The following is a 20,362-nucleotide window of genomic DNA, read 5'->3' as shown; positions in this document are numbered from 1 at the left end:
TCGAACACTAAGTTACTGAAGTTTAGCCTTAATCATAGCGCCAATTGCCGCCATGTCAGCTCGTCCTTGTACCTTAGGTTTCAACGCTCCCATTACTTTGCCCATATCCGCCATGGATGACGCACCGACCTCTTGGACCGTTGCATCTACTAGCTCAGCAATCTCTTCTTGCGAAAGAGGTTTTGGCAGGAAAGTTTCAAGTACTTGAATCTCACTTGCTTCTGCGTCTGCTAACTCGTCACGACCGGCTGCTGTATATTGAGCAATCGAATCACGACGCTGTTTAACCATTTTGGTTAAGACAGCTATGGCTTGATCATCATTCAGAGTTTCGCGGGTATCCACTTCAATCTGCTTGACGGCAGCCAGTGCCATACGAATAGTTCCCAAGCGCACCTTATCTTTGGCACGCATGGCATCTTTCATTTGGTCTTTTAGCTGATCAACTAGGCTCATAAGAGATTAGTATAAACGTACGCGACGCGCATTTTCACGAGAAAGCTTCTTAGCAAGACGCTTAACTGCAGCGGCTTTAGCACGCTTACGTGCAGTAGTTGGCTTCTCGTAAAATTCACGAGCACGAACGTCGGCTAAGATACCAGCTTTTTCACAAGAGCGCTTGAAACGACGTAAAGCTACGTCAAATGGTTCATTTTCACGTACTTTAATAATTGGCATACGCCATCACCCCTTAGGTGTAGGTTGTATTGAGTTAATTTCTTAACCCAAGTTAATTTAAAAATGGTGCGGAATTCTATACCGACAGCCTAGCCTTTGTAAACCCCTTTATAGCGATCCATTTTGCGATCTTTACTGTCGATAGGGATCAAGTTTAGCATTTAATGCGATTGAATGCCGCGCCGAGCCGCGTTCAATATAGCAATGGCGGTGATCTTGTTGATGAAGATGTGGCCTAAAGGCTTTGCTAATAAGCAAGATTGGTATAATTTCAATTGAGCAGGTAAAATTGGCCGCCACTTAATTTCAGTAGACAGGAAACGATGCGAGTTATAGGTATAGAAACATCTTGTGATGAGACAGGTATCGCCGTTTATGACGACGAAAAAGGTCTTTTATCTCATACGCTTTATAGCCAAGTTAAGTTACATGCTGACTATGGCGGGGTCGTACCTGAACTGGCGTCTCGCGATCACGTTCGTAAGATAGTGCCGTTAATTAAGCAAGCGTTGAAAGATGCTAACTGTACTCAGGATGATATCGATGGCATCGCCTATACCAAAGGCCCAGGTCTTGTCGGGGCATTGTTAGTGGGTGCATGCGTCGGTAGAGCACTTGCCTTTGCATGGGGGAAGCCTGCTGTTGGTGTTCATCATATGGAAGGCCACCTGCTGGCGCCAATGTTAGAAGATGATATTCCTGAGTTTCCTTTCTTGGCACTACTCGTCTCTGGTGGTCACTCTATGATGGTTGCGGTTGAAGGGATTGGTCGCTACGAAGTGCTTGGTGAGTCGGTCGATGATGCCGCTGGTGAAGCGTTTGATAAAACCGCTAAGTTGATGGGGTTAGATTATCCCGGAGGACCAAGGCTTGCTAAGCTTGCGGCTCAAGGTTTGCCAAACAGTTACCGTTTCCCTCGGCCAATGACAGATCGCCCCGGACTCGATTTTAGTTTTTCAGGCCTTAAAACCTTTGCTGCCAATACGATTGCATCTGAACCAGATGATGAACAGACTCGTGCTAATATCGCCCGCGCATTCGAGGAGGCGGTCGTCGATACGCTCGCAATTAAATGTAAACGTGCCCTTAAGCAGACTGGGTATAACCGCTTAGTGATCGCGGGGGGAGTAAGTGCCAATAGCCGTTTAAGAGAATCTTTAGCTGAAATGATGCAAGGATTGGGTGGCCGAGTTTACTATCCTCGCGGAGAGTTCTGTACCGACAATGGTGCAATGATTGCTTATGCGGGAATGCAACGTCTTAAGGCTGGACAGATAGAAGACTTAGCGGTAAAAGGCATGCCACGTTGGCCATTAGATTCATTACCTGCGGTGTAACGCGAATATCCACACAAGCACAGGGCTATATTTTATAGCCCTCGTTATTTGAGCTACTTCTATAACCTACTGTTATCGTTAGCGCTAAATTTTATCCTGCTTCTTTCTCGACACTTTTGACTCTTCCCCTTTTAGTAGTCGATGAATATTCTCCCTGTGTCGAATGACTATGAGCAATGAGAGCATGGCGACTGGCAGAGTAAAACGTTCGTCAAAATACCACGTATAGACTGGTGCCAAAAGTGCAGTGATGATGGCGGCAAGTGACGAGTATCGGCAAATTAATACTAATACTATCCAAGTGGCAACAAGCGACAGCGACAAGTCTGCGCCAATAGGAGCCATTGCACCAAATGCTGTTGCAACGCCTTTACCGCCTTTAAATTTGAAAAAAATGGGAAATATATGCCCTAAACAAGCAGCGATAGCAATCAGGCCGAGCGAAATGGCATCTACGCCTAATCTGAACGCCACGTAAGCTGGAATAGCGCCCTTGAGCATATCAAATAAAAGCACCATGGCCGCGGCACTTGCCCCACCAATACGCAGCACATTGGTTGCCCCAGGGTTACCTGAACCTTCGCTGCGTGGATCGGGTAATCCTCGAAGACGACATACTAGCACAGCACTTGAAATTGAACCTGCTAGGTAGGCACTCAATATCATTGCTAGAGTCAGCAGCGTTAAGTTCAAATTGGTTTCCTTATCCTTCTTAAGGTATTATCGCGACCTAGCATCGAGGCCTTCGATTCAACCTTATATTTTTCGCACTGGTTGATTATGTTGTTGTAATGAGCAGTTGGGTGATGTCATCCGTTCTCATAGCCCCTGTTTAGGTGCCATTACAGCAGCTTATCCTACTTGGGTTTTCGACTGTACGAAAGGGGTAATGACAGATATCTGATCAATTTTGCGATTATATCAAGATTGGGCCCATTAGCTTATTAGACCTCTTTTTAGACCACATTTAATTTGCCCATTGGGAGGCATTATGGACAAGGTGCTCATTTCACAACTCAAAGTGGAAACAGTGATCGGAATTTATGAGTGGGAGAAGCAGATCCATCAGAATCTATTGATCGATCTGGAGATGGCTTGGGATAATCGTCAAGCGGCTGATAGTGATGATTATCAGTATGCACTTTGCTATGAAACAGTGTCGAATCGATTGACAGCGTTAATCACAGAAAAGCCGATAGAGTTAATTGAAACGGTTGCCGAGCTTTGTGCTAAGTGTGTGATGACAGAGTTTGATGTGCCTTGGGTCAAAGTCAAAGTGATGAAGCCAGGAGCCGTACCTACTGCGACTGCTGTGGGTGTAGAGATTGAACGAGGTCACTTATAACGCTATGGCACGTATTTTTATTAGTATCGGGAGTAATATCGAGGCTGAGCGTTATTTCAATGCCGCATTAAAAGCCTTATCTACAAGTTTCTCAAATCTATGTTTATCATCGGTTTTTGAAAGTGAGGCTGTTGGGTTTGATGGTAGTAATTTTTTGAATATGGTTGTCGCTGCCGATACTCAGTTAGATATTGCTCAAGTCGTTGCTGTATTTAAACGTATTGAGCAAGATAATGGTCGAAAAGTGGGCGCGAAGAAGTTTAGTCCGCGGACATTAGATCTCGACCTATTGTTGTATGACGATTGCGTGGTAACTACGCCAGTGGAATTGCCAAGGGCAGAGATCACCACGAATGCATTTGTATTATGGCCATTAGCCGAAATCGCTCCTAATCTCGTACATCCTGTCGAGCAAAAAACATACCAAACCCTTTGGGATAATTATGACAAGTCGCAGCAAAAGCTGTGGCCGATTGAGTTTTATTGGTCTTATTAAGACGCATTTATAAAGGATTAACATGGACACTTTTCAGGTAATTGTATTGGCTTTGATCCAAGGTCTTACTGAGTTTTTACCTATTTCTAGTTCGGCGCACCTTATCCTTCCGGCGCAGTTATTAGGGTGGCAAGATCAAGGATTAACTTTCGATGTTGCGGTAAATACTGGCTCATTACTGGCGGTGGTGATCTATTTTCGTCGTGAGTTATGGTCTATGTTTACCGCTTGGACTGGCAGCATAGTCAGTCGTCAACAAAATGAAGAGAGTAAATTAGCTTGGTGGATCATTTTGGCGACAATTCCAGCTGTGATTGTCGGCTTTACTGCGAAAGGGTTTATTGCCACGCATTTGCGTAATATTGAAGTTATCGCGTTTACTACTATCGTATTTGGTCTGCTGCTTTGGTGGGCCGATCGGATGACGCGTGAAGGCTTTAGTGAGTTTCAGGTAGGTTGGAAAAAAGCGTTAGTTATCGGCGTCGCTCAAGCAATGGCGCTTATTCCTGGGACTTCCCGTTCTGGTGCCACTATCACAGCGGCATTAATGCTTGGATTAAGTCGTGAGGCTGCTGCTAGGTTTTCATTTTTGATGTCAGTGCCAGTGAGTTTGGGCGCGGCTATTTTAGTGGTCAAAGATCTGCTCGAAAGCGGTGAAAGCATCGATTTACAGGCTCTTGCACTCGGTACCGCACTTTCCTTTGTTGCAGCTTATCTTTGTATCCACTATTTTCTAAAGATTATTAGCCGCATGGGAATGACGCCGTTTGTTATTTATCGTTTAGCATTAGGCGCTGTGTTGTGTGCCGTGATTTTTGTCTAAACCCCCAGATATTATTATTTTTTATTAAAGAGAACTAATGCAAAGCCATTATTTATGCCCTATCTGTCAAGCGCCTATGTCGGTCCATGAGGCCTCACAAGGGCTATATTGCGTCAACAAACATCATTTAGATAAAAATGAGCAAGGGTATTGGATGTTTAGTCAGGCAAAGAAGCCAAATATCGATTCGCGTCAGGTGATGCGCTCGAAGCGCTTTTTACTGGAATCAGGCATTTTTGCTCCCGTTGTCGAAGCGTTAAATCAACATGTTGCAGACGCCTTGGCATCTTCGACTCAGCCGATAGCTCATCTGGATTTTGATTGTGGTGAAGGTTTTTACTTGCGGGCGTTAAGAGCAACATTACAAAGCTTGTCGAGTGAGTTTAGCCAAACTGGAGTAGGTGAGGCAGAAAATGCGTTGTTTTCTGCGGCGAAGAGTTACGCTGATGCAACTTACATTGTTAGCCAGCTTAAACAATTACCTTTTGCCGATGCTAGCTTTGATCTTATCACTCTTATCGATAAGCCATTAAAGGGTAAAGAGCTATTACGGGTGCTTAAACCCGGAGGCCTATTTGTACAGCTTTCACCTGGTCCTCGTCATTTGTGGCAGATTAAAGATTTTCTCTACAGTGATTTAACCGAGAAAAAGGCGGATTTGAGCTTACCTAAGCAGTTAGAGTTAGTTGCCCAGCAAAGAGTTAGCTTTACTCTTGATGCCACGCCAGAAGATGCAATTACCTTGTTAGAGATGACGCCTTATGCATGGCGTGCGGGTGATAAACAGAAGCGGCAAATGTTGACTGGTGACTTTAGTAAGCTTGAAATCGACTTCTATTTGACCTTGAGTACAAAGTTAATTGATGACAAGGTCAATGAGGACTTGCTGCGGAAGCAAGACTAGAAAACAGAAGCCGCTCAGGTTACCCTTTGAGCTATTAATCGAGAAATTTTTGGAAGCGATTGTTGATGATGCGTAAAGTGCTGTTGTTCATCCTGTGCCTATTTCCGCTGCAGTTGTTAGCGAATGTCTATTCACTGCCAACTCAAGGTGGACGCCTGATTGGAGAGTTGCAGACTCATGTCGTGCAAAAAGGCGATTATTTCAAGACTATTGCAGAGCAATACAATATTGGGATCTTGGAGTTAATGGAGACCAACCCTGGTGTGGACCCTTTTTTACCAACACCGGGTACTGAGTTAATTATTCCTACCCAGATGTTGTTGCCTGATGTTCCTCGAAAAGGGATCGTTATCAACTTGCCTGAACTTCGCCTCTACTATTTTCCTAAAAATGGTCGTGAAGTGCATGTCTTCCCCGTCGGTATTGGGCGTATCGGGCGTGAAACTCCCGAAATGACCACTAAAATTAAGTCACGTATTCCTAACCCTAGTTGGACGCCTCCTGCCAGTTTAAGAGCTGAGCATTTAAGGGAGAAAGGTGAAGTGTTGCCTCGGGTCGTTCCTGCTGGCCCTGATAATCCTCTTGGCAAGTACGCAATGCAGTTGTCCTATGGGGATGGTAGCTATCTTATTCATGGTACCAATAAAGATTTTGGCATTGGAATGCGCGTTAGTGCCGGTTGTATCAGGCTCAACCCTGATGATATTGAATGGCTGTTCCATCAATCGAAATATGGCGATAGCGTGAGAATTATTAACCAAACGGTGAAAACATCTTCAGAGCCAGATGGCAGTCAAATTATCGAGGTCCATTCGCCGCTGTCTAAGTCAGAAGGTGAGCAGCGCGAGAAGGTGATTAGTCTAAGTAGCCAAGTCGTTAAGTTTATCAGCCAAGATACGGTTGATAGTACAAAGGCTAATGATGCGCTGCTGACTCAAAATGGTATTCCTATGGTGATTTCTACACCATCGTTAACCGCATCGCAAGAAAGTGATATTACGCCAGAGGGCTAATGCAGAAACTAAAATAATCTTATAAGGCGTCCCTAGGGGGGCGCTTTTTTATGTCTGAAAATGACAACGATGAAGGGTATAGATGTCGGTGATAATTAGACTTGAGAGATTTTAGGACCGGAGATTTAAGGCTGGGAGAGTTGAAAACAAAAAGTTCGACAATGAGTTGTTAGCAGAAGAAGGAAAATATATCGGCAACACAGATGTGTTGCCGATACAGACAAATTACTTCTTGTAAGAAGAAGCGATGTTGTCGATACGGTCGTTAGCACGCTTAGCTTCAGCTTGTGCGTCCATAGCAGCAGCTTTTGCATCTTTAACGTCTGCAGAAAGAGCGCCTTGCTCAGACTTAAGAGAGCTAACTTCAGCTGACAATTGATCAACCTTGTTGCCTAGGTTAGCAACGCTTTCTTCTAGAGCAGTAGTGTTTGCGCAACCACCAAGAAGGGCAGTCATTGCTACGCCAGCAATCATCAGTACTTTTTTGTTCATTGGGAAATCCCTTTAAATAAGTTGGATTGAAATGGAGCAGCCGAAAAGACAACTGCAACGGGTTTATTATGTCATAGCTATTTTATTTTGCTATGAATTTTCACAATCAGCTCCCTATACAATATCTCATGAAGCAACAAAAGCAAGTCTGAGTAGGCTTTTTGAGCAATTTTTGGCTCAATGATCACTAAAACTGTACTTTTAATTATCATTATTGATGTTCTTTTAAATATTTATTTTTATATTCATCTAATATTTCAATACGTTGGCGTTGAAGTTCCGTTTTTATGTCAGCACCTTTAAAGCCAGCATCAATGATAGGTTTTATTGCCACATCAAGGGCTGTGTTAAAACAGCCTTTTAGATACTCTGCTTGGGGGTAATCGCTGTGCTCAAAACCCGTTCTACCTTTGACATCGGCTTCACAGGCGATGAGCAACTGATCGAGTCGCTGCGGTTTGCGCCAAAGATCGGCTTTATCGAATATCTTTATGATCGTTTGTGGTTTTAGCTCGAAGGCTTGGTGTATGTTTTGGTGTTGATCGCTTACTAAAAGGGCAAGGTCTCGATACTCGTTAGGTACTCGAATACGTTCACAAAGCGCTCTGATTGGTACAAGTCCTTTTTGTCCATGCCCATGATGTTTTGGCAAGTGTTCTATGGGAGAGAGCGCTTTACCTAAATCATGAACCAGTGCTGCAAAACGAATGGCGCGATCAGATGATAGCTTAGCTGCTTGTTCCAATACCATTAGCGTATGGATACCTGTATCGATTTCCGGATGCCATTTTTCTGGTTGCGGGATACCAAATAGCGCGTCTATTTCGGGAAATAAAATAGCTAAACTCTGAGTTTGCCTTAATACCTCAAAAAAGATCTGGGGTGATTGAGTGCTTAGGGCTTTATCGAGTTCGAGAAAGACTCGCTCAGGTGTTAGCGCTTCAAGTTCACCGCTTTGGGCTATCTGTTGCATTAAAGTGAGCGTTTCGGGGGCGACGCTGAAACCTAGATTATGAAATCTAGCTGCAAACCTTGCGACTCTAAGTACTCTTAGGGGGTCTTCGATAAAGGCATCCGATACGTGCCTAAGCTGTCGGTTTTCTATGTCTTGCTGGCCGCCATAAGGGTCGACCAGCGTACCATCTTCATCTTGGGCGATGGCATTAATGGTCAAATCTCTTCTGAGTAGGTCTTCCTCAACCGTGACATCCGGAGCTGCATAGCAGCTAAAACCGCTATAACCTACCGCAGTTTTGCGCTCGGTTCGTGCCAGAGCATATTCTTGTTGGGTCTTAGGGTGAAGGAATACAGGGAAGTCTTTGCCTACTTGGTTATAGCCGAGATCTAACATCTGTTGCGGTGTGGCGCCAACAACCATATAGTCGCGATCTTTAATGGGAATTTGCAGTAATTGGTCGCGGACGGCACCGCCAACTAAGTAGATCTTCACGTTGTTTCATTCTCTTTGCGTTATCTGTCACTAGCTTATCACGCTCAACCGCTATAAATGTACTATTTGGGCTAGGATTGATGTCAATTATTTGTGGGGTTTTTTTGACAATAATAGCCCTAGGGATTAATTTGGAGCGTCATTTATTTTTTGGGACTAAAGGCTGCATGTACAAAGCGTTTTATGGACTTAACGATAACCCATTTTCAATTGCCCCAAACCCGCATTATCTGTTTCTTAGCGACCGACATCGTGAGGCGTTGGCACACTTAACATATGGATTGGGGGAGACGGGGGGATTTGTACTGCTGACTGGTGAAGTGGGAACCGGAAAAACCACAGTTTCACGCTGTTTACTCAACCAATTACCCGAAAATACCGATACTGCTTTCATTCTTAATCCTTCGCTTACTGAGCTTGAGCTATTAGCGACGCTTTGTGATGAACTTAATATCACCTATGGTGAATCTCCGACGCTAAAGCAGTTGACCGATAGACTAAGTCAGTTTTTGTTGGCCAATCATGAAAAGGGTCGTAATACTGTACTCATTATTGATGAAGCTCAGCATCTTCGTGCCGATGTACTCGAGCAACTCAGGTTACTTACCAACCTTGAAACGGATACGAAAAAGTTGTTGCAGGTGATCTTAATTGGTCAGCCTGAACTCCAACAGTTGCTTAAGCGACAAGAACTAAGGCAGCTAGCCCAACGGATCACCGCTCGTTACCACTTGTTACCCTTAACTGAGCAAGAGATCGCGCTCTATGTGCAACATCGTCTGCAAGTCGGCGGTCGCCATGAGCCGCTATTTCATCGCAGTGCCATTAAAGCGTTACACAAATACAGTGGCGGTATTCCTAGACTGATTAACCTCTTATGTGAACGAGCATTAATGGCGGGATACGCGCAATCAAAAGTGCCTATTGATGCCAAAATGGTTCGCACTGCAGCGTCTGAAGTTTTGGGTGAGGAGATTAAGCAAGAAGGTTCATTGCTTTGGCCAAGTTTAGCCGCTGTAGCGGTTGGTATCACCTTCGCTGGGGCGTTTTACCTATTTAATCAACAGCAAGTTAATCAACAACAATCACCAAATTCGCCCTCCGAGACCGTGATCGCCAACGAGCAGAAATCTGTTACGCCTTCGGCCATGCAACAAGCCGATAAGCCTGCGCCACAGAAATCCCTGTCTGCCAGTCAACAAGTGTTGCGCAGTGCGATCGAACAAAGCCGCAGTATTGATACTGCCTATGCGGCGATTTTAGGGCTATGGGGGAAATCCCCCTATATCGGACTCACCGCTTGTCAGTCAGCTCAGCAACAAGGGCTAGATTGCTTTCAGCAACAGGGCAATTGGCATTCGCTGGTGCGATTAAATTATCCTGCGGTAGTGTATCTTGTGGATGACGCGCAGCAGCCATTTTATGGCACCGTTGTTTCTCGCCAAGGAGAGCAATTATTACTGCAGTTGTCCGAGCAGCAATTGTGGGTAGATAGAGAGTGGTTTACGCGTCACTTTAGCGGAACGATGGAGCTATTGTGGCAAGCGCCCCCTTATCAACCTAAAGAGATAGGTAAAGGTGCGCCCGCGACGCAGATCCAGTGGCTTGAAAACGCATTGGCTCATATCCAAGATAAATCACCTCGATTAGTGAGTCATTTTGACGATGAACTCGAGCAGTCATTGAAAGCGTTTCAGCGCCAACATGGATTACGTGCCGATGCGATAGCCGGTAACCAAACCTTAGTACAGTTAAACTTGTATTTGAGCGACAAAGGCCCGCGCTTGCAAGAGAGCGGAGGTCGCTACTAATGTCGATTTTACTCGATGCGGTGACTCGAGCTAAACAGCAAGATCAGCTTATTGATCCCGTTATTACGCCGCGGGCGCAATATCAGGCAATGAATCAAGGGCGTCATTTAGGCCTTAAAATATCACTATTTATCCTATTTTTACTGCTTGCTGTGGTGCTGGCTTGGTTGTTTAGTCGTGCAAGCCCATTGGGTGAGGAATATGATACTCAAGTGGCTCAAGCGATAAACGAGCCGTCAGTGAATGTTGTCGATAAAAAAGCGCCGCAAACAGAGCCAAGTCGCGTTATAGGGCAGGTTCAGACTCATCAAACGTCTGAAAAAAACACATTCAATGAGGTACAACTGGCTGGTAAAGTCGCGCTGCCCGTCGCGATTGAACGCCCGAGAGTCGAGCGTTATGGAGCGGCGGAAAACTTCCGTTATGTTGAGCCCTCATTACCCAAGCAAAACGTAGCTAAGGGGTCGAAGACGATTGCGGTAGCGACTCAAGCTAATGACGGTGATTTTCAAGAACCTATCATCTTAGGTGCCAACAGTAACCAGCGTGGCGAAGCGTTACTCAGTTCATTGAAATCTAGGGTGAATGAAGCGGCGCAGGATCTAGGTTTGGAGCGGTCTCAGCCCAAGAATGTATCCAATGATTTACCGTCGAATAATCTGGTGGCAGCGTTCGAAGCGGCACTCAAAGAGGTCGAAAAAGACAATGCCGTCGCTAAGCCTGTGACCGAGCCTAAACTTGATCCCATTCCTCAGCCTCAGCCTGACGAATTACCTAAATATGGCCAGTTACCTGCAGGGGTGCAGTTGCAGGTACCTGAATTTAATATTTTGGCTCATGTCTATGCAAGTGATCCTAATAATCGCTGGCTAAACGTCGACGGTGCGGAGTTACAACAGGGAGATATGATCGACGGTAAATTAACGATAGTGGAGATCCGTCCCCGTGATGTGGTGTTAGAGGTTGCAGGTACTCAATTTAAGGTACCTGCCATCTAAATCGATCTTACCGCTAAGGCATTATCCAAAAAACTCATAGGCAATAAGCAGAGTAAGTCCGTAACCTACGGTATAGCATAGCGAAAGCGCTGGCACATATCTTAAATAGGTGACAAAGGTCAGCTCTTTGACCTTGCTCATGGCGATGATACCAGCCGCGCTACCAATGACCAGCAGTGAGCCACCAACACCGACCGAATAGGTTAGACCTAGCCATTCGGGTGTCGTCAACGCGGGTTCTGCTTTAAGTAGGGCCGCGGTGAGTGGCACGTTATCTAATATTGCCGATCCAATACCAGTAACGAAGTTAGATATGTTGGGATCAAACTTAGCATATACCTCAGTGAGTAGATGAAGCGTACCTATCTCTTTAAGCATACCCACAAGTAACAAGATCCCAAGGAAGAACAGCAGGGTATCAAACTCAACCTGACGGATATATTCCAAGATCTGTAACTCCTCTTTGTTGCTACGAGAGGTGGTGCCGACTAAGAACATCACAGACAAACCAGAAAGGAAGGTAAGTACCGGGGGAATACCAAATAAAATGTTGAGCACCATAGTTAGAATGATGGTGATCAAGAAGATAAAGGCGATCAGCACATCAATACCATTGTAACTGCGCTTAATTGGGGTTGTACTGACGTGTCCCTCAGCCTTGAGCGAAAATAATACTGCCAGCAACATGACGCTTACCGCAGCAGGAATAAACAATATCAGCAGCTGAGATATATGAACGTGGCCGCCAAGGAAGATCATCAGAGTGGTCACATCACCAGTGATAAGCGCAACCCCTCCGGAGTTAACCGCAAAGATGATTAATACTGACATACGGCGTTTCATCTGGCTTTCGAGCTGGAAAGTGGTTAATAAGCCTAGAGAAACTAAGGTTGCTGTCACGTTATCACAGATAGCAGACAGAACGAGTGAGAACAGCGCCACCTGTATCATCAGCATGCGTACAGAGACTTTCTGCGGAAAAAGCTTTTGCACTAAGATCTGGATCATACCCTTGGCATTTAGATAAGCCACAAAGGTCATGGTCGACATTAAGAATAACCAGAGGGTCGCGATTTCGAGTAAGTTCTCGTTTAACTCTTCTGCCACCAAGCGTTGGTGATCTGAATCTTGAGCCGCCACAAATAGGGTTATCCAGGCTATACAGCCGAAAAACAGGGTGGTTTTCGCTTTATTTAAGTGAGTTACCTCTTCGAAAATAATGCTTAATAGCGCTAGCACAGCAAGTGTGATCAGGAAAATGTCGAGCATACATTTGTTCCTACAGCCGAGTTCGATCCGCTCCCCAACACGGACAAGGAAGCGTGATTTAATTCAAGGTTTGGTTAAGGTTGTTGTGATAGACGGCGATCTGACCATAGGATGAGCTAATACGCAAGTGTTACCTTAGTCTAACTTTGGGGTGGAAATGAGAGGCTGCGCACACTTGGGGAGGCTGATTAGTATAATATTTTTTTTAACCGATTAGCTTTGGTGAATAGCACTAGATAAAAATAAGTTTAAGCATCTTTTTAGGTTATTGTGCTTACTTTTGTGTCTAGGTCGTTTTTTGTCATGGTTAACTGGTAAAGGGGCAGTGAAAATCACTGCCAATCTATTCGCTGTTAGTAATCAGTCGGTATAACTTAATCATTTAGTCGGCCCAATAAAAAAGGACGCCGAGGCGTCCTTTTATGATCTGTTACCAGAAAAGTTTACTTAGCCATTTTAGCAAAGACACGTTCAGCGGCTGCAAGTGTTGCCTCAAGCTCTTTCTCGCCATGAGCCATAGACAAGAAGCCTGCTTCATAGGCGCTTGGTGCAAGATAAACACCTTCATCGAGCATGCCATGGTAGAAAACAGGAAATGCTTCAGCGTCACACTTAGTCACTTGGTCGAAGCGAGTGACTTTCTCTTCTTCTGTGAAGAAGAGTCCGAACATACCGCCAACATAGTTGATGCTCAGTGGAATACCGTGCTTGTTCGCTGCGGCTTTAAAGCCTTCTGCGATACGTTTTGTCTTAGCGGCTAGCTCTTCGTAAAGACCCTCTTCGCAAAGCGCTTCCATCTGTGCAAGACCGGCTGACATGGCAATTGGGTTACCAGATAGGGTACCGGCTTGATAAACAGGACCCGTTGGGGCGATAAACTGCATCACATCTTTACGACCACCGAAAGCACCGACTGGCATACCGCCACCAATCACTTTACCTAAAGTCGTTAGATCTGGGGTAATTCCGTAGTGACCTTGAGCGCCGCTTTTCGATACGCGGAAACCTGTCATTACTTCGTCGATAATGAGTAGTGCACCGTATTGGTCACAAAGGGCTCGTAGGCCCTCCAGGAAACCAGGGATTGGCGGTATGCAGTTCATGTTGCCAGCAACAGGCTCAAGAATGATGCACGAGATCTCTTCTGGATACTGTTCAAACAGCGATTTGACCGATTCTAGCTCGTTATAAACGGCGGTCAGAGTGTGCTTAGCGAAATCTTCAGGGATACCAGGTGAGCTTGGCTGGCCTAGTGTTAGCGCGCCTGAACCTGCTTTTACGAGTAAGCAGTCAGCGTGGCCGTGGTAGCAACCTTCAAATTTAAGGATCTTATCGCGGCCAGTGAAACCACGAGCTAAGCGAATCGCACTCATGGTGGCTTCGGTGCCTGAGCTAACCATGCGAACCTGTTCCATCGATGGTACCATCTCAATCACTTTTTCTGCCATGCGCACTTCAAGCTCTGTCGGTGCACCGAAAGACAGGCCGTTTTCGACAGCAGCTAACACAGCAGCACGAATCTTAGGATGATTATGACCTAAAATCATCGGGCCCCAAGAACCAACATAGTCGATATAGGCTTTACCATCGGCATCATAAATATAAGCGCCATCGGCTTTTTCGATAAACAGAGGTGAGCCACCCACGCCGTTAAAGGCACGTACAGGCGAGTTAACGCCACCAGGGATGGTTTTTTTAGCCTGTTCAAATAGGGTTTCAGAACGGGTCATTCTATATCCTTAAAGTCAGTCGCCAGATTAAAACCGGCTTTTTGTGAATACCAATTAACTGGACATTCGTATTGTTCAATTTGTGAATCAATCGTCGATGTCAGTGCTTACTGCATGAATGAATAGTGCCGTGGGAATGAAAAGTCCGTTACCTGCTCATCTAAAAACGGCTGAGTATCGATGACTATTTGAGCCATTATCTTATTCATTATCCCGCTCTCAATTGCCTCTGGATAACGGGAACACGATCACTTTATTTGCCATGCAACATATAAATATTGTGGTTAACGGCGAATTTACCACTTAGTCTTCTCTGATAACAGAAAACGCGCTTGTTGAATTCGTGTCAGCTAGAGTATATCAGCCTGATCTAAATTTCCCTCAAGTTGAACTGTTATTGTGATCTTATACGCAGCATTTTCAACATCATCGATCACATAGTCTTACTTTGCTAATGCTTTGGGTTGGACAAGGGCAAAGCCGTGGTGATCATCACTTCACTGCAGTATTAAGCCATATAACCAAGCTATAAAAGCGAACTTAAAAGCACGCTATCAATCATCAGTAAGCGCTTCAGCACTGGTCGATAGAGCAAGCCATTGCGACCCAATAGTCACTAAAATATAAGGCACTAAGCGTTTATGATGGCACTATAGCAGATCCCCTAATACAGTGGAATCGTACGTAAATGGTTTGATAAGGTTGATTATATTTGTCCCGAATTAATCTCTTTTTGCAGCATTGCCCAGCTAATCACCCCCACGACTTTGTCGATGCTATCTTGATAGATGAACACTTCTCCTCTTCTGTCTCTTGATAGTACCTCATACACTTCTTTTAGGGTGCAGGTATCTGCCAGTCCTTGGATCGGGTGACGAGTTAAGGTACTCATGTCATCCACGAACTGAAGCTCAAGCTGCAGCATCTCCATTTCGCCTAGGTTGTTTTGCACCAGTACCGAGCGACCTTCGGCGCGTTTTAATACTTCGAGTAGTAGCTCATTATTATCTTTGACAATTACAAAGCGTTTATCCATAACGGCTCTCACGCCCTTTTTCTGAAGTCCTAGTTTAATGGAAGAGATTTTATAATCGAGCCCCATAATATCCATTTGGCGGTAAAACAGCGATTTTGTATGGAACGCTTGGTGAGCGATCAAAAACGCCGGAATCGTCACAAACATCGAAGGCAAAATGATCGATGCATTGTTAGTCAGTTCAAGTAATGCAACGAGTGCGGCTAAGGGGGCACTTAGACAAACGCCCATCATGGCGGTCATACCAATAATGGTATAGAGACCAACATAAGGAGTCACCGACGGAAAGAAAAAGGCACTGATAACGGCCAAAATTGCACCAATTAACGCGCCAATACCAAATAATGGGCCTATGATCCCGCCTGGAATACCTAGCCCAATAGCGCCAATGGTAGCCACGATTTTACCGATCAAAAGGCCTATCAATAAAAGTAAGCTTGGGTTGTCGCTAATCGCATGGGTGATTGCAAGATCGCCACTGCCTAATGCTTGGGGGAGAAATATGCCAATGATCGTAGTGATACCGCCAGCTAATAAAAGGCGGTAGATCAAAGGCCACTGCTGACCCTTGTCAGTGACTCGCAAAAGCGTGTGATTAAATAGCGCTGCGATACAGCCAAGTGTAACGCCGCAGACGAGCAAAAGAGGATATTGAGATAAGGGAATATGATTAATACCAATCTGCTCATATTCATGGATATTACCAAATACTAATTGGCTGCTCAGTGCGCCACAAATTGCCGAGAGCATGATTGGGAAGAAGTAGTGGACTTTGTACTCTCTAAGTACTACCTCAAAGACAAAGATAACCGCCGCTAAGGGGGAGTTAAAGATTGCCGCTATTCCTGCGGCGATCCCACTAGCGCACATGATGCGTACACTGTTGTCTGGCAATTTAAACTTCTCTGCCATCACACTCGCACTGACCGCACCGAGATGGATGGCGGGTCCCTCTCGCCCCACTGAAAAATTAGTTGCCAATGCAAACAATGCTTGGAAAAATTGCCCAGGCGCAGATTGCAGTGGGATCTTGCCATAATGCAATTTCATGCGGTGCATGACATAGGCGATTCCCATGCGCTTGTAGCGTTTAGATCCCAAAACCGCCACGATCCAGATTAATATCGCCCCTAAAAGTGGCAATAGCACTCGCCAGTCACCAAAGTTGCCAGTAAAATCCCACTCTTGAGTTTGGGTGAAAGTGTTTAATCCGAGTAATAACAGGCGAAATAGTATTATCACCGCCGATGCCACTAGAGCAAAAGCGAGCGCGAGACCACAAAGCTGCACACTGATCTGGGCTTGTGATAGCTTATCTTTGAGATCGGTATTGAGGTATTTCTGGCATTGCTTAATGAGGCTATTAATTGTTAGCTGCACAGTAACCTTCCGGATAAACCATTGTTGTACTCAAATAGAGTTAAGATTTTTTTATAAGGGGCTAATACTTAATGCCAAATTATCATCGCTGGGTCGATCGCATGCAAGTCATTGAGCGAAAAATTAGACCTTCGAGCGTTTATCTGTTGTTGCTAATCTTAGTGGCATTTTTTACTGGTGTCTTAACGTGGGATATTTGGTCGTCTCAGCATCAAGTTATTGCTAATCCATCTAATGCGCGCGTAGCTGAACTTAGTCAGGCGTTAAAAGCCCAAGCTGAGGCGCTGGCATCTCGTAATTTAGAGTTGTCGCTCGAGCGTGAAGCAAACGATAATATGCAGCAGATGTTTTTAGAGCAGCATCAGAAGCAGAAAGAGCTAGATCGTGAACTGGCATTTTATCGCAGTATTATGGCGCCTGAACATCAAGCCGACGGGGTAGCGATTCACGAGTTAGAGATGAGCCCGAGTCTGCTAGCTAACCAATACCGAGTTAAGTTAGTGCTTACTCAGCTGAAAAAGCGAAAGCAAGCGCTGAAAGGTAAAGCTGAGCTTGTATTTATCGGTCTTCAAGCAGGTAAGGTGACTCAGCTAGCGCTAGCTAGTTTAACTGAGGATAAGTTTAATTTTAGCTTTAGATATTTTCAGAGCCTAGAAACGGTCGTGCAGTTTCCCGATGGATTTGAACTATCCCGTGTGGAAGTAAAGGTCACGGTACCATCGAGTCGTTGGAGCAAAGGCGCGTCAGCCGAGCAGGCATTTACGGTTCAGGAGCTGCTGAACAAGACTGAATCAATGACCGAGGAGGTTGGTGATGATTCAGTTGAAGATGCAAATAAGCAAGGAGTAAGCCCTTCTCAAGATGATATCATCACCCCAGAGAGCGACTCAGCATCGTCTCAAGTACAGCCTGAAAATCATGCCAATGAGTCGGCTTTACCACTGATTTCACCTGAGTCACGACTATTACTTGAACAAAATGGTCAGGTATCGGATAATTCCGCTCAGTAAACCGATGTAAGAGGTAGTAATGACTGAACAAGCTGAAGATACAATGCCAATCCGTTTTACCGACGCGGCAGCTTCAAAGGTAAAAACCTTGTTGGACGAAGAGCAAAATGATGCGCTTAAGTTACGTGTATATGTAACGGGTGGTGGCTGCTCAGGTTTTCAGTACGGCTTTACGTTCGATGAGAAGGTAAATGAAGGTGACTTCACCGTGGAAAAACAAGGTGTTCAGTTAGTGGTTGACCCCATGAGCTTGCAATACCTAGTGGGTGGTGAAGTCGATTATACTTCGGGGCTTGAAGGTTCACGTTTCTTTGTGAAAAACCCTAACGCGACCACGACCTGTGGCTGTGGCGCAAGCTTCTCAGTATAAATCTGATTTTAAGCACTTTAGTTAAATAAAAAGCCAGCATAGCTGGCTTTTTTGTATCGAGAGCGCTAAGTCTAGGGCTTATCGCATAATGTTCATATTGGTCTTTATGTAGCAATAGGCTTTTACCTTGGGAGTAAAGGCGATCCACACTTGCAATATAGACAATAAAATCAGCACGCTAAACACAATATAATCGGGTATTTGTCCTTGCCATTCGCCAATTTGGAAGGTCGATGGACTGACTAAGAGATTATCTGGGTCATATAAAATTACGGGTAATAGGGATACCAAACCTAACTGCACCACTGTGTAGCCTCTGAGCATATACAAACCTGCTTTTTGGCGACCTAATACTGCGACCACCATCAACAAGGTCAATATACAAAATAGTACCCCTTGTTTTGCCACTATTCCGCTTATAGAGGCGATACTCAAGAATAGTAGCAAGGCTAATAAGCGTTTGGGTAACTTAGTTTTCACCGTTGCGTTGTGGTCAGCTTGGTTATCTGATGGTATCGATGACGACACGTATGACTCCCTAAATAATAAAACTAGTGGCGTTGCTTTGGTGTTAAGCGCTGCTCTAGTTCATAAGGTGGGATCACCACTCCGAGATCTTCTTGTACAGGGAAGACCGCAACAAATAGATCGTCATCTTGCATACCAGCAACCCAACGTTCTAGCCATTCATCTAGCGGGATCGCAAGTGGCGTGCAGTCAGCCCAATCATCAACGGCCCACATTTTAGCTGTCTCTTCACATGGCCACATAGGTATGCAATCTTCATCTTCAGTGGTTAACATTACGCAACCATCTAAGTCTTGCAGTGTCCACAACGTCTTGTGAGTTTTAGCTTGTTCAACGAGGTAGTCGTAACGCGCTTCTGGCGTCATGTTGCTGGCATCTTTTGCACTTTTGGTCATGGTTTACTCTTTAGTTTTGATGGCTAGGCCGATTGGTTGCAATGATAACATTTGTTGTACTGGAGTATAAAAGGTTTTGTTGATGCAGTGGGATTGGCAATGAGGAATGTTGTTTCACTGGGTAGCAAGGCGATAATGCCCTGCTACTCTGTTGTTAAGTATCGGTAACACGAGTGCGTGTGGTTAAATCGCTGGGAAAAATCCACCAAGCACAGCCTCTCTAGAGGCACCTGTTACGGCTGGAAGGTTACCGGGTAATCCATGTTTATGGCGCATGGCGAGCCAAGCAAAGGCGATGCCTTCGACCCATTGAGGGTTAACCCCAAGTGGCGCTGAGGTGTTCACCGTATAATGTGGCAACAGCAGAGTTAAGCGGCGTAGCAGCTCTTTATTAAAGGCGCCGCCACCACAGACATAAAGCTCGGCGTTATCGGTGAGTTTTAGGCAATCATTAGCGATACTGTGGCAGGTGAGATCGAGCAGCGTCGATTGAATATCAGCCTCATTCATGTAACCAAAATCAGCGGTTTGTTGCTCCATCCAAGCTTGATTGAACAGTTCCCTACCTGTGCTCTTTGGCGCACTTAGTGAGAAATAAGAATGAGATAACATCTGCTCTAAGAGTTGTGGGTTTGTGGTTCCACTGGCGGCCCATTCGCCATCTTTATCATAGGGCTCACCGTTAACCTGCTTCATCCAAGCATCGATTAAGGTGTTGCCTGGGCCATTATCAAACCCGATAACCGCAGTCGCATCACCGGGTAGATAGGTGATGTTAGAGATGCCACCAATATTTAAGATCATCCGTTTGGTGCCTGCTTTTGCAAACAGCTGCTGGTGGAATGCGGGAACTAAAGGTGCGCCTTGGCCGCCAAGGGCGATATCCTTTCGCCTGAAATCGGCTATCACATCGATCCCCGTCAACGCTGCAATGGTATTGGGATCGCCTATTTGCAAGGTAAAGCCCATCTCGAGATTTGGCATGTGCCTTATTGTTTGACCGTGACTTCCAATGGCAATCACATGCTTTTTAGTTATCCCTGCTTTGTCGATTAATCCATTCACCGCTTGCGCAAATAACTTACCGACACTCCTATCTAAGGTGCCAACCCGATTAATCTCATCATTGCCTGACTTACATAAACGCTGTAAGCCACTCAGCAGGTGTTTAGGCAGAGCTTCGGTATGGCTAGCGATCAGAGTGATATTGTTGTCACTAAAATCCACAAGAACGGCGTCAACGCCATCCATGCTGGTACCCGACATTAGGCCGATATAGTATTTTGAGGTCATGAAT

General features: G+C 45.2%; 21 protein-coding genes. 10 read left to right on the top strand and 11 right to left on the bottom strand.

Annotated elements, in window-relative coordinates:
• Positions 1 to 12: 12 nt before the first annotated feature.
• Positions 13 to 456 (bottom strand): GatB/YqeY domain-containing protein, encoded by a 444-nt coding sequence (locus K0I62_RS15075; RefSeq protein ID WP_220061731.1) that lies wholly within the window; start codon positions 454 to 456, stop codon positions 13 to 15.
• Between the two features lie 6 nt (positions 457 to 462).
• Positions 463 to 678 carry a 30S ribosomal protein S21 gene (rpsU, locus tag K0I62_RS15070; protein WP_006080725.1) on the bottom strand — a complete coding sequence of 72 codons (216 nt, stop codon included), beginning with the start codon at positions 676 to 678 and terminating at the stop codon, positions 463 to 465.
• 323 nt (positions 679 to 1,001) lie between these two features.
• Between rpsU and tsaD the strand changes: the two genes are divergently transcribed.
• Complete coding sequence (gene tsaD / locus K0I62_RS15065) at positions 1,002 to 2,015, top strand: tRNA (adenosine(37)-N6)-threonylcarbamoyltransferase complex transferase subunit TsaD (protein ID WP_220068886.1); 1,014 nt, start codon at positions 1,002 to 1,004, stop codon at positions 2,013 to 2,015.
• Between the two features lie 84 nt (positions 2,016 to 2,099).
• On the opposite strand, the gene plsY is transcribed toward tsaD, so the two are convergent.
• A complete protein-coding gene (gene plsY, locus K0I62_RS15060) occupies positions 2,100 to 2,708 on the bottom strand; it encodes a glycerol-3-phosphate 1-O-acyltransferase PlsY (protein ID WP_220068885.1) in 609 nt (202 codons plus the stop codon).
• A gap of 298 nt (positions 2,709 to 3,006) precedes the next feature.
• Here plsY and folB point away from each other — a divergent pair, with 298 nt between their 5' ends.
• The 5 genes from folB (at position 3,007) to K0I62_RS15035 (ending at position 6,596) form a co-directional block, all read left to right on the top strand.
• On the top strand, positions 3,007 to 3,360 hold the full coding sequence (gene folB / locus K0I62_RS15055; RefSeq protein WP_220068884.1) for a dihydroneopterin aldolase: 354 nt from the start codon (positions 3,007 to 3,009) through the stop codon (positions 3,358 to 3,360).
• 4 nt (positions 3,361 to 3,364) lie between these two features.
• Positions 3,365 to 3,856: a 2-amino-4-hydroxy-6-hydroxymethyldihydropteridine diphosphokinase gene (gene folK, locus K0I62_RS15050; RefSeq protein ID WP_220071409.1), complete on the top strand. Its 492-nt coding sequence runs from the start codon at positions 3,365 to 3,367 to the stop codon at positions 3,854 to 3,856.
• A 22-nt stretch (positions 3,857 to 3,878) separates the two neighbouring features.
• On the top strand, positions 3,879 to 4,679 hold the full coding sequence (locus tag K0I62_RS15045; RefSeq protein ID WP_220068883.1) for an undecaprenyl-diphosphate phosphatase: 801 nt from the start codon (positions 3,879 to 3,881) through the stop codon (positions 4,677 to 4,679).
• 37 nt (positions 4,680 to 4,716) lie between these two features.
• A complete protein-coding gene (locus tag K0I62_RS15040; RefSeq protein ID WP_220068882.1) occupies positions 4,717 to 5,583 on the top strand; it encodes a methyltransferase domain-containing protein in 867 nt (288 codons plus the stop codon).
• Positions 5,584 to 5,648: 65 nt separating this feature from the next.
• Entirely contained in the window at positions 5,649 to 6,596 is a 948-nt protein-coding gene (locus K0I62_RS15035) for a L,D-transpeptidase family protein (protein WP_220068881.1), read from the top strand.
• 225 nt (positions 6,597 to 6,821) lie between these two features.
• Here K0I62_RS15035 and K0I62_RS15030 read toward each other — a convergent pair whose 3' ends face one another.
• Positions 6,822 to 7,088, bottom strand: coding sequence for an Lpp/OprI family alanine-zipper lipoprotein (locus K0I62_RS15030; protein WP_028762277.1), 267 nt, complete (start codon positions 7,086 to 7,088; stop codon positions 6,822 to 6,824).
• Between the two features lie 211 nt (positions 7,089 to 7,299).
• Positions 7,300 to 8,538, bottom strand: a complete 1,239-nt coding sequence (locus K0I62_RS15025; protein ID WP_220068880.1) for a multifunctional CCA addition/repair protein — start codon at positions 8,536 to 8,538, stop codon at positions 7,300 to 7,302.
• Between the two features lie 167 nt (positions 8,539 to 8,705).
• Here K0I62_RS15025 and K0I62_RS15020 point away from each other — a divergent pair, with 167 nt between their 5' ends.
• Together K0I62_RS15020 and K0I62_RS15015 are read left to right on the top strand one after the other, a co-directional pair.
• The gene (locus K0I62_RS15020) at positions 8,706 to 10,349 is read left to right on the top strand and encodes an ExeA family protein (protein WP_220068879.1); all 1,644 of its coding nucleotides are present in this window, start codon (positions 8,706 to 8,708) and stop codon (positions 10,347 to 10,349) included.
• Positions 10,349 to 11,347 (top strand): general secretion pathway protein GspB, encoded by a 999-nt coding sequence (locus K0I62_RS15015; protein WP_220068878.1) that lies wholly within the window; start codon positions 10,349 to 10,351, stop codon positions 11,345 to 11,347. The genes K0I62_RS15020 and K0I62_RS15015 overlap by 1 nt, the downstream gene beginning before the upstream one ends.
• A 21-nt stretch (positions 11,348 to 11,368) precedes the next feature.
• On the opposite strand, the gene nhaD is transcribed toward K0I62_RS15015, so the two are convergent.
• The 3 genes from nhaD to K0I62_RS15000 form a co-directional block, all read right to left on the bottom strand.
• A complete protein-coding gene (gene nhaD / locus K0I62_RS15010; protein WP_220068877.1) occupies positions 11,369 to 12,616 on the bottom strand; it encodes a sodium:proton antiporter NhaD in 1,248 nt (415 codons plus the stop codon).
• A gap of 443 nt (positions 12,617 to 13,059) precedes the next feature.
• Entirely contained in the window at positions 13,060 to 14,346 is a 1,287-nt protein-coding gene (gene hemL, locus K0I62_RS15005) for a glutamate-1-semialdehyde 2,1-aminomutase (protein ID WP_220068876.1), read from the bottom strand.
• Positions 14,347 to 15,052: 706 nt separating this feature from the next.
• Complete coding sequence (locus tag K0I62_RS15000; RefSeq protein WP_220068875.1) at positions 15,053 to 16,762, bottom strand: chloride channel protein; 1,710 nt, start codon at positions 16,760 to 16,762, stop codon at positions 15,053 to 15,055.
• Between the two features lie 71 nt (positions 16,763 to 16,833).
• Between K0I62_RS15000 and K0I62_RS14995 the strand changes: the two genes are divergently transcribed.
• Both K0I62_RS14995 and erpA read left to right on the top strand, forming a co-directional pair.
• Positions 16,834 to 17,772, top strand: coding sequence for a DUF6776 family protein (locus tag K0I62_RS14995; protein WP_220068874.1), 939 nt, complete (start codon positions 16,834 to 16,836; stop codon positions 17,770 to 17,772).
• Between the two features lie 19 nt (positions 17,773 to 17,791).
• The gene (gene erpA, locus K0I62_RS14990) at positions 17,792 to 18,142 is read left to right on the top strand and encodes an iron-sulfur cluster insertion protein ErpA (protein ID WP_220068873.1); all 351 of its coding nucleotides are present in this window, start codon (positions 17,792 to 17,794) and stop codon (positions 18,140 to 18,142) included.
• Between the two features lie 78 nt (positions 18,143 to 18,220).
• Here erpA and K0I62_RS14985 read toward each other — a convergent pair whose 3' ends face one another.
• From K0I62_RS14985 to K0I62_RS14975, 3 genes are all read right to left on the bottom strand, one after another.
• The gene (locus K0I62_RS14985) at positions 18,221 to 18,670 is read right to left on the bottom strand and encodes a hypothetical protein (RefSeq protein ID WP_220068872.1); all 450 of its coding nucleotides are present in this window, start codon (positions 18,668 to 18,670) and stop codon (positions 18,221 to 18,223) included.
• 23 nt (positions 18,671 to 18,693) lie between these two features.
• On the bottom strand, positions 18,694 to 19,065 hold the full coding sequence (locus K0I62_RS14980; RefSeq protein WP_220068871.1) for a DUF2750 domain-containing protein: 372 nt from the start codon (positions 19,063 to 19,065) through the stop codon (positions 18,694 to 18,696).
• Between the two features lie 183 nt (positions 19,066 to 19,248).
• Positions 19,249 to 20,358 carry an anhydro-N-acetylmuramic acid kinase gene (locus K0I62_RS14975; protein WP_220068870.1) on the bottom strand — a complete coding sequence of 370 codons (1,110 nt, stop codon included), beginning with the start codon at positions 20,356 to 20,358 and terminating at the stop codon, positions 19,249 to 19,251.
• Positions 20,359 to 20,362: the final 4 nt, after the last annotated feature.

Source organism: Shewanella psychrotolerans (assembly GCF_019457595.1).
Classification (GTDB): domain Bacteria; phylum Pseudomonadota; class Gammaproteobacteria; order Enterobacterales; family Shewanellaceae; genus Shewanella; species Shewanella psychrotolerans.
Note: the sequence above shows the minus strand (reverse complement) of the source record. Positions and strands in the feature narration are given on the sequence as shown.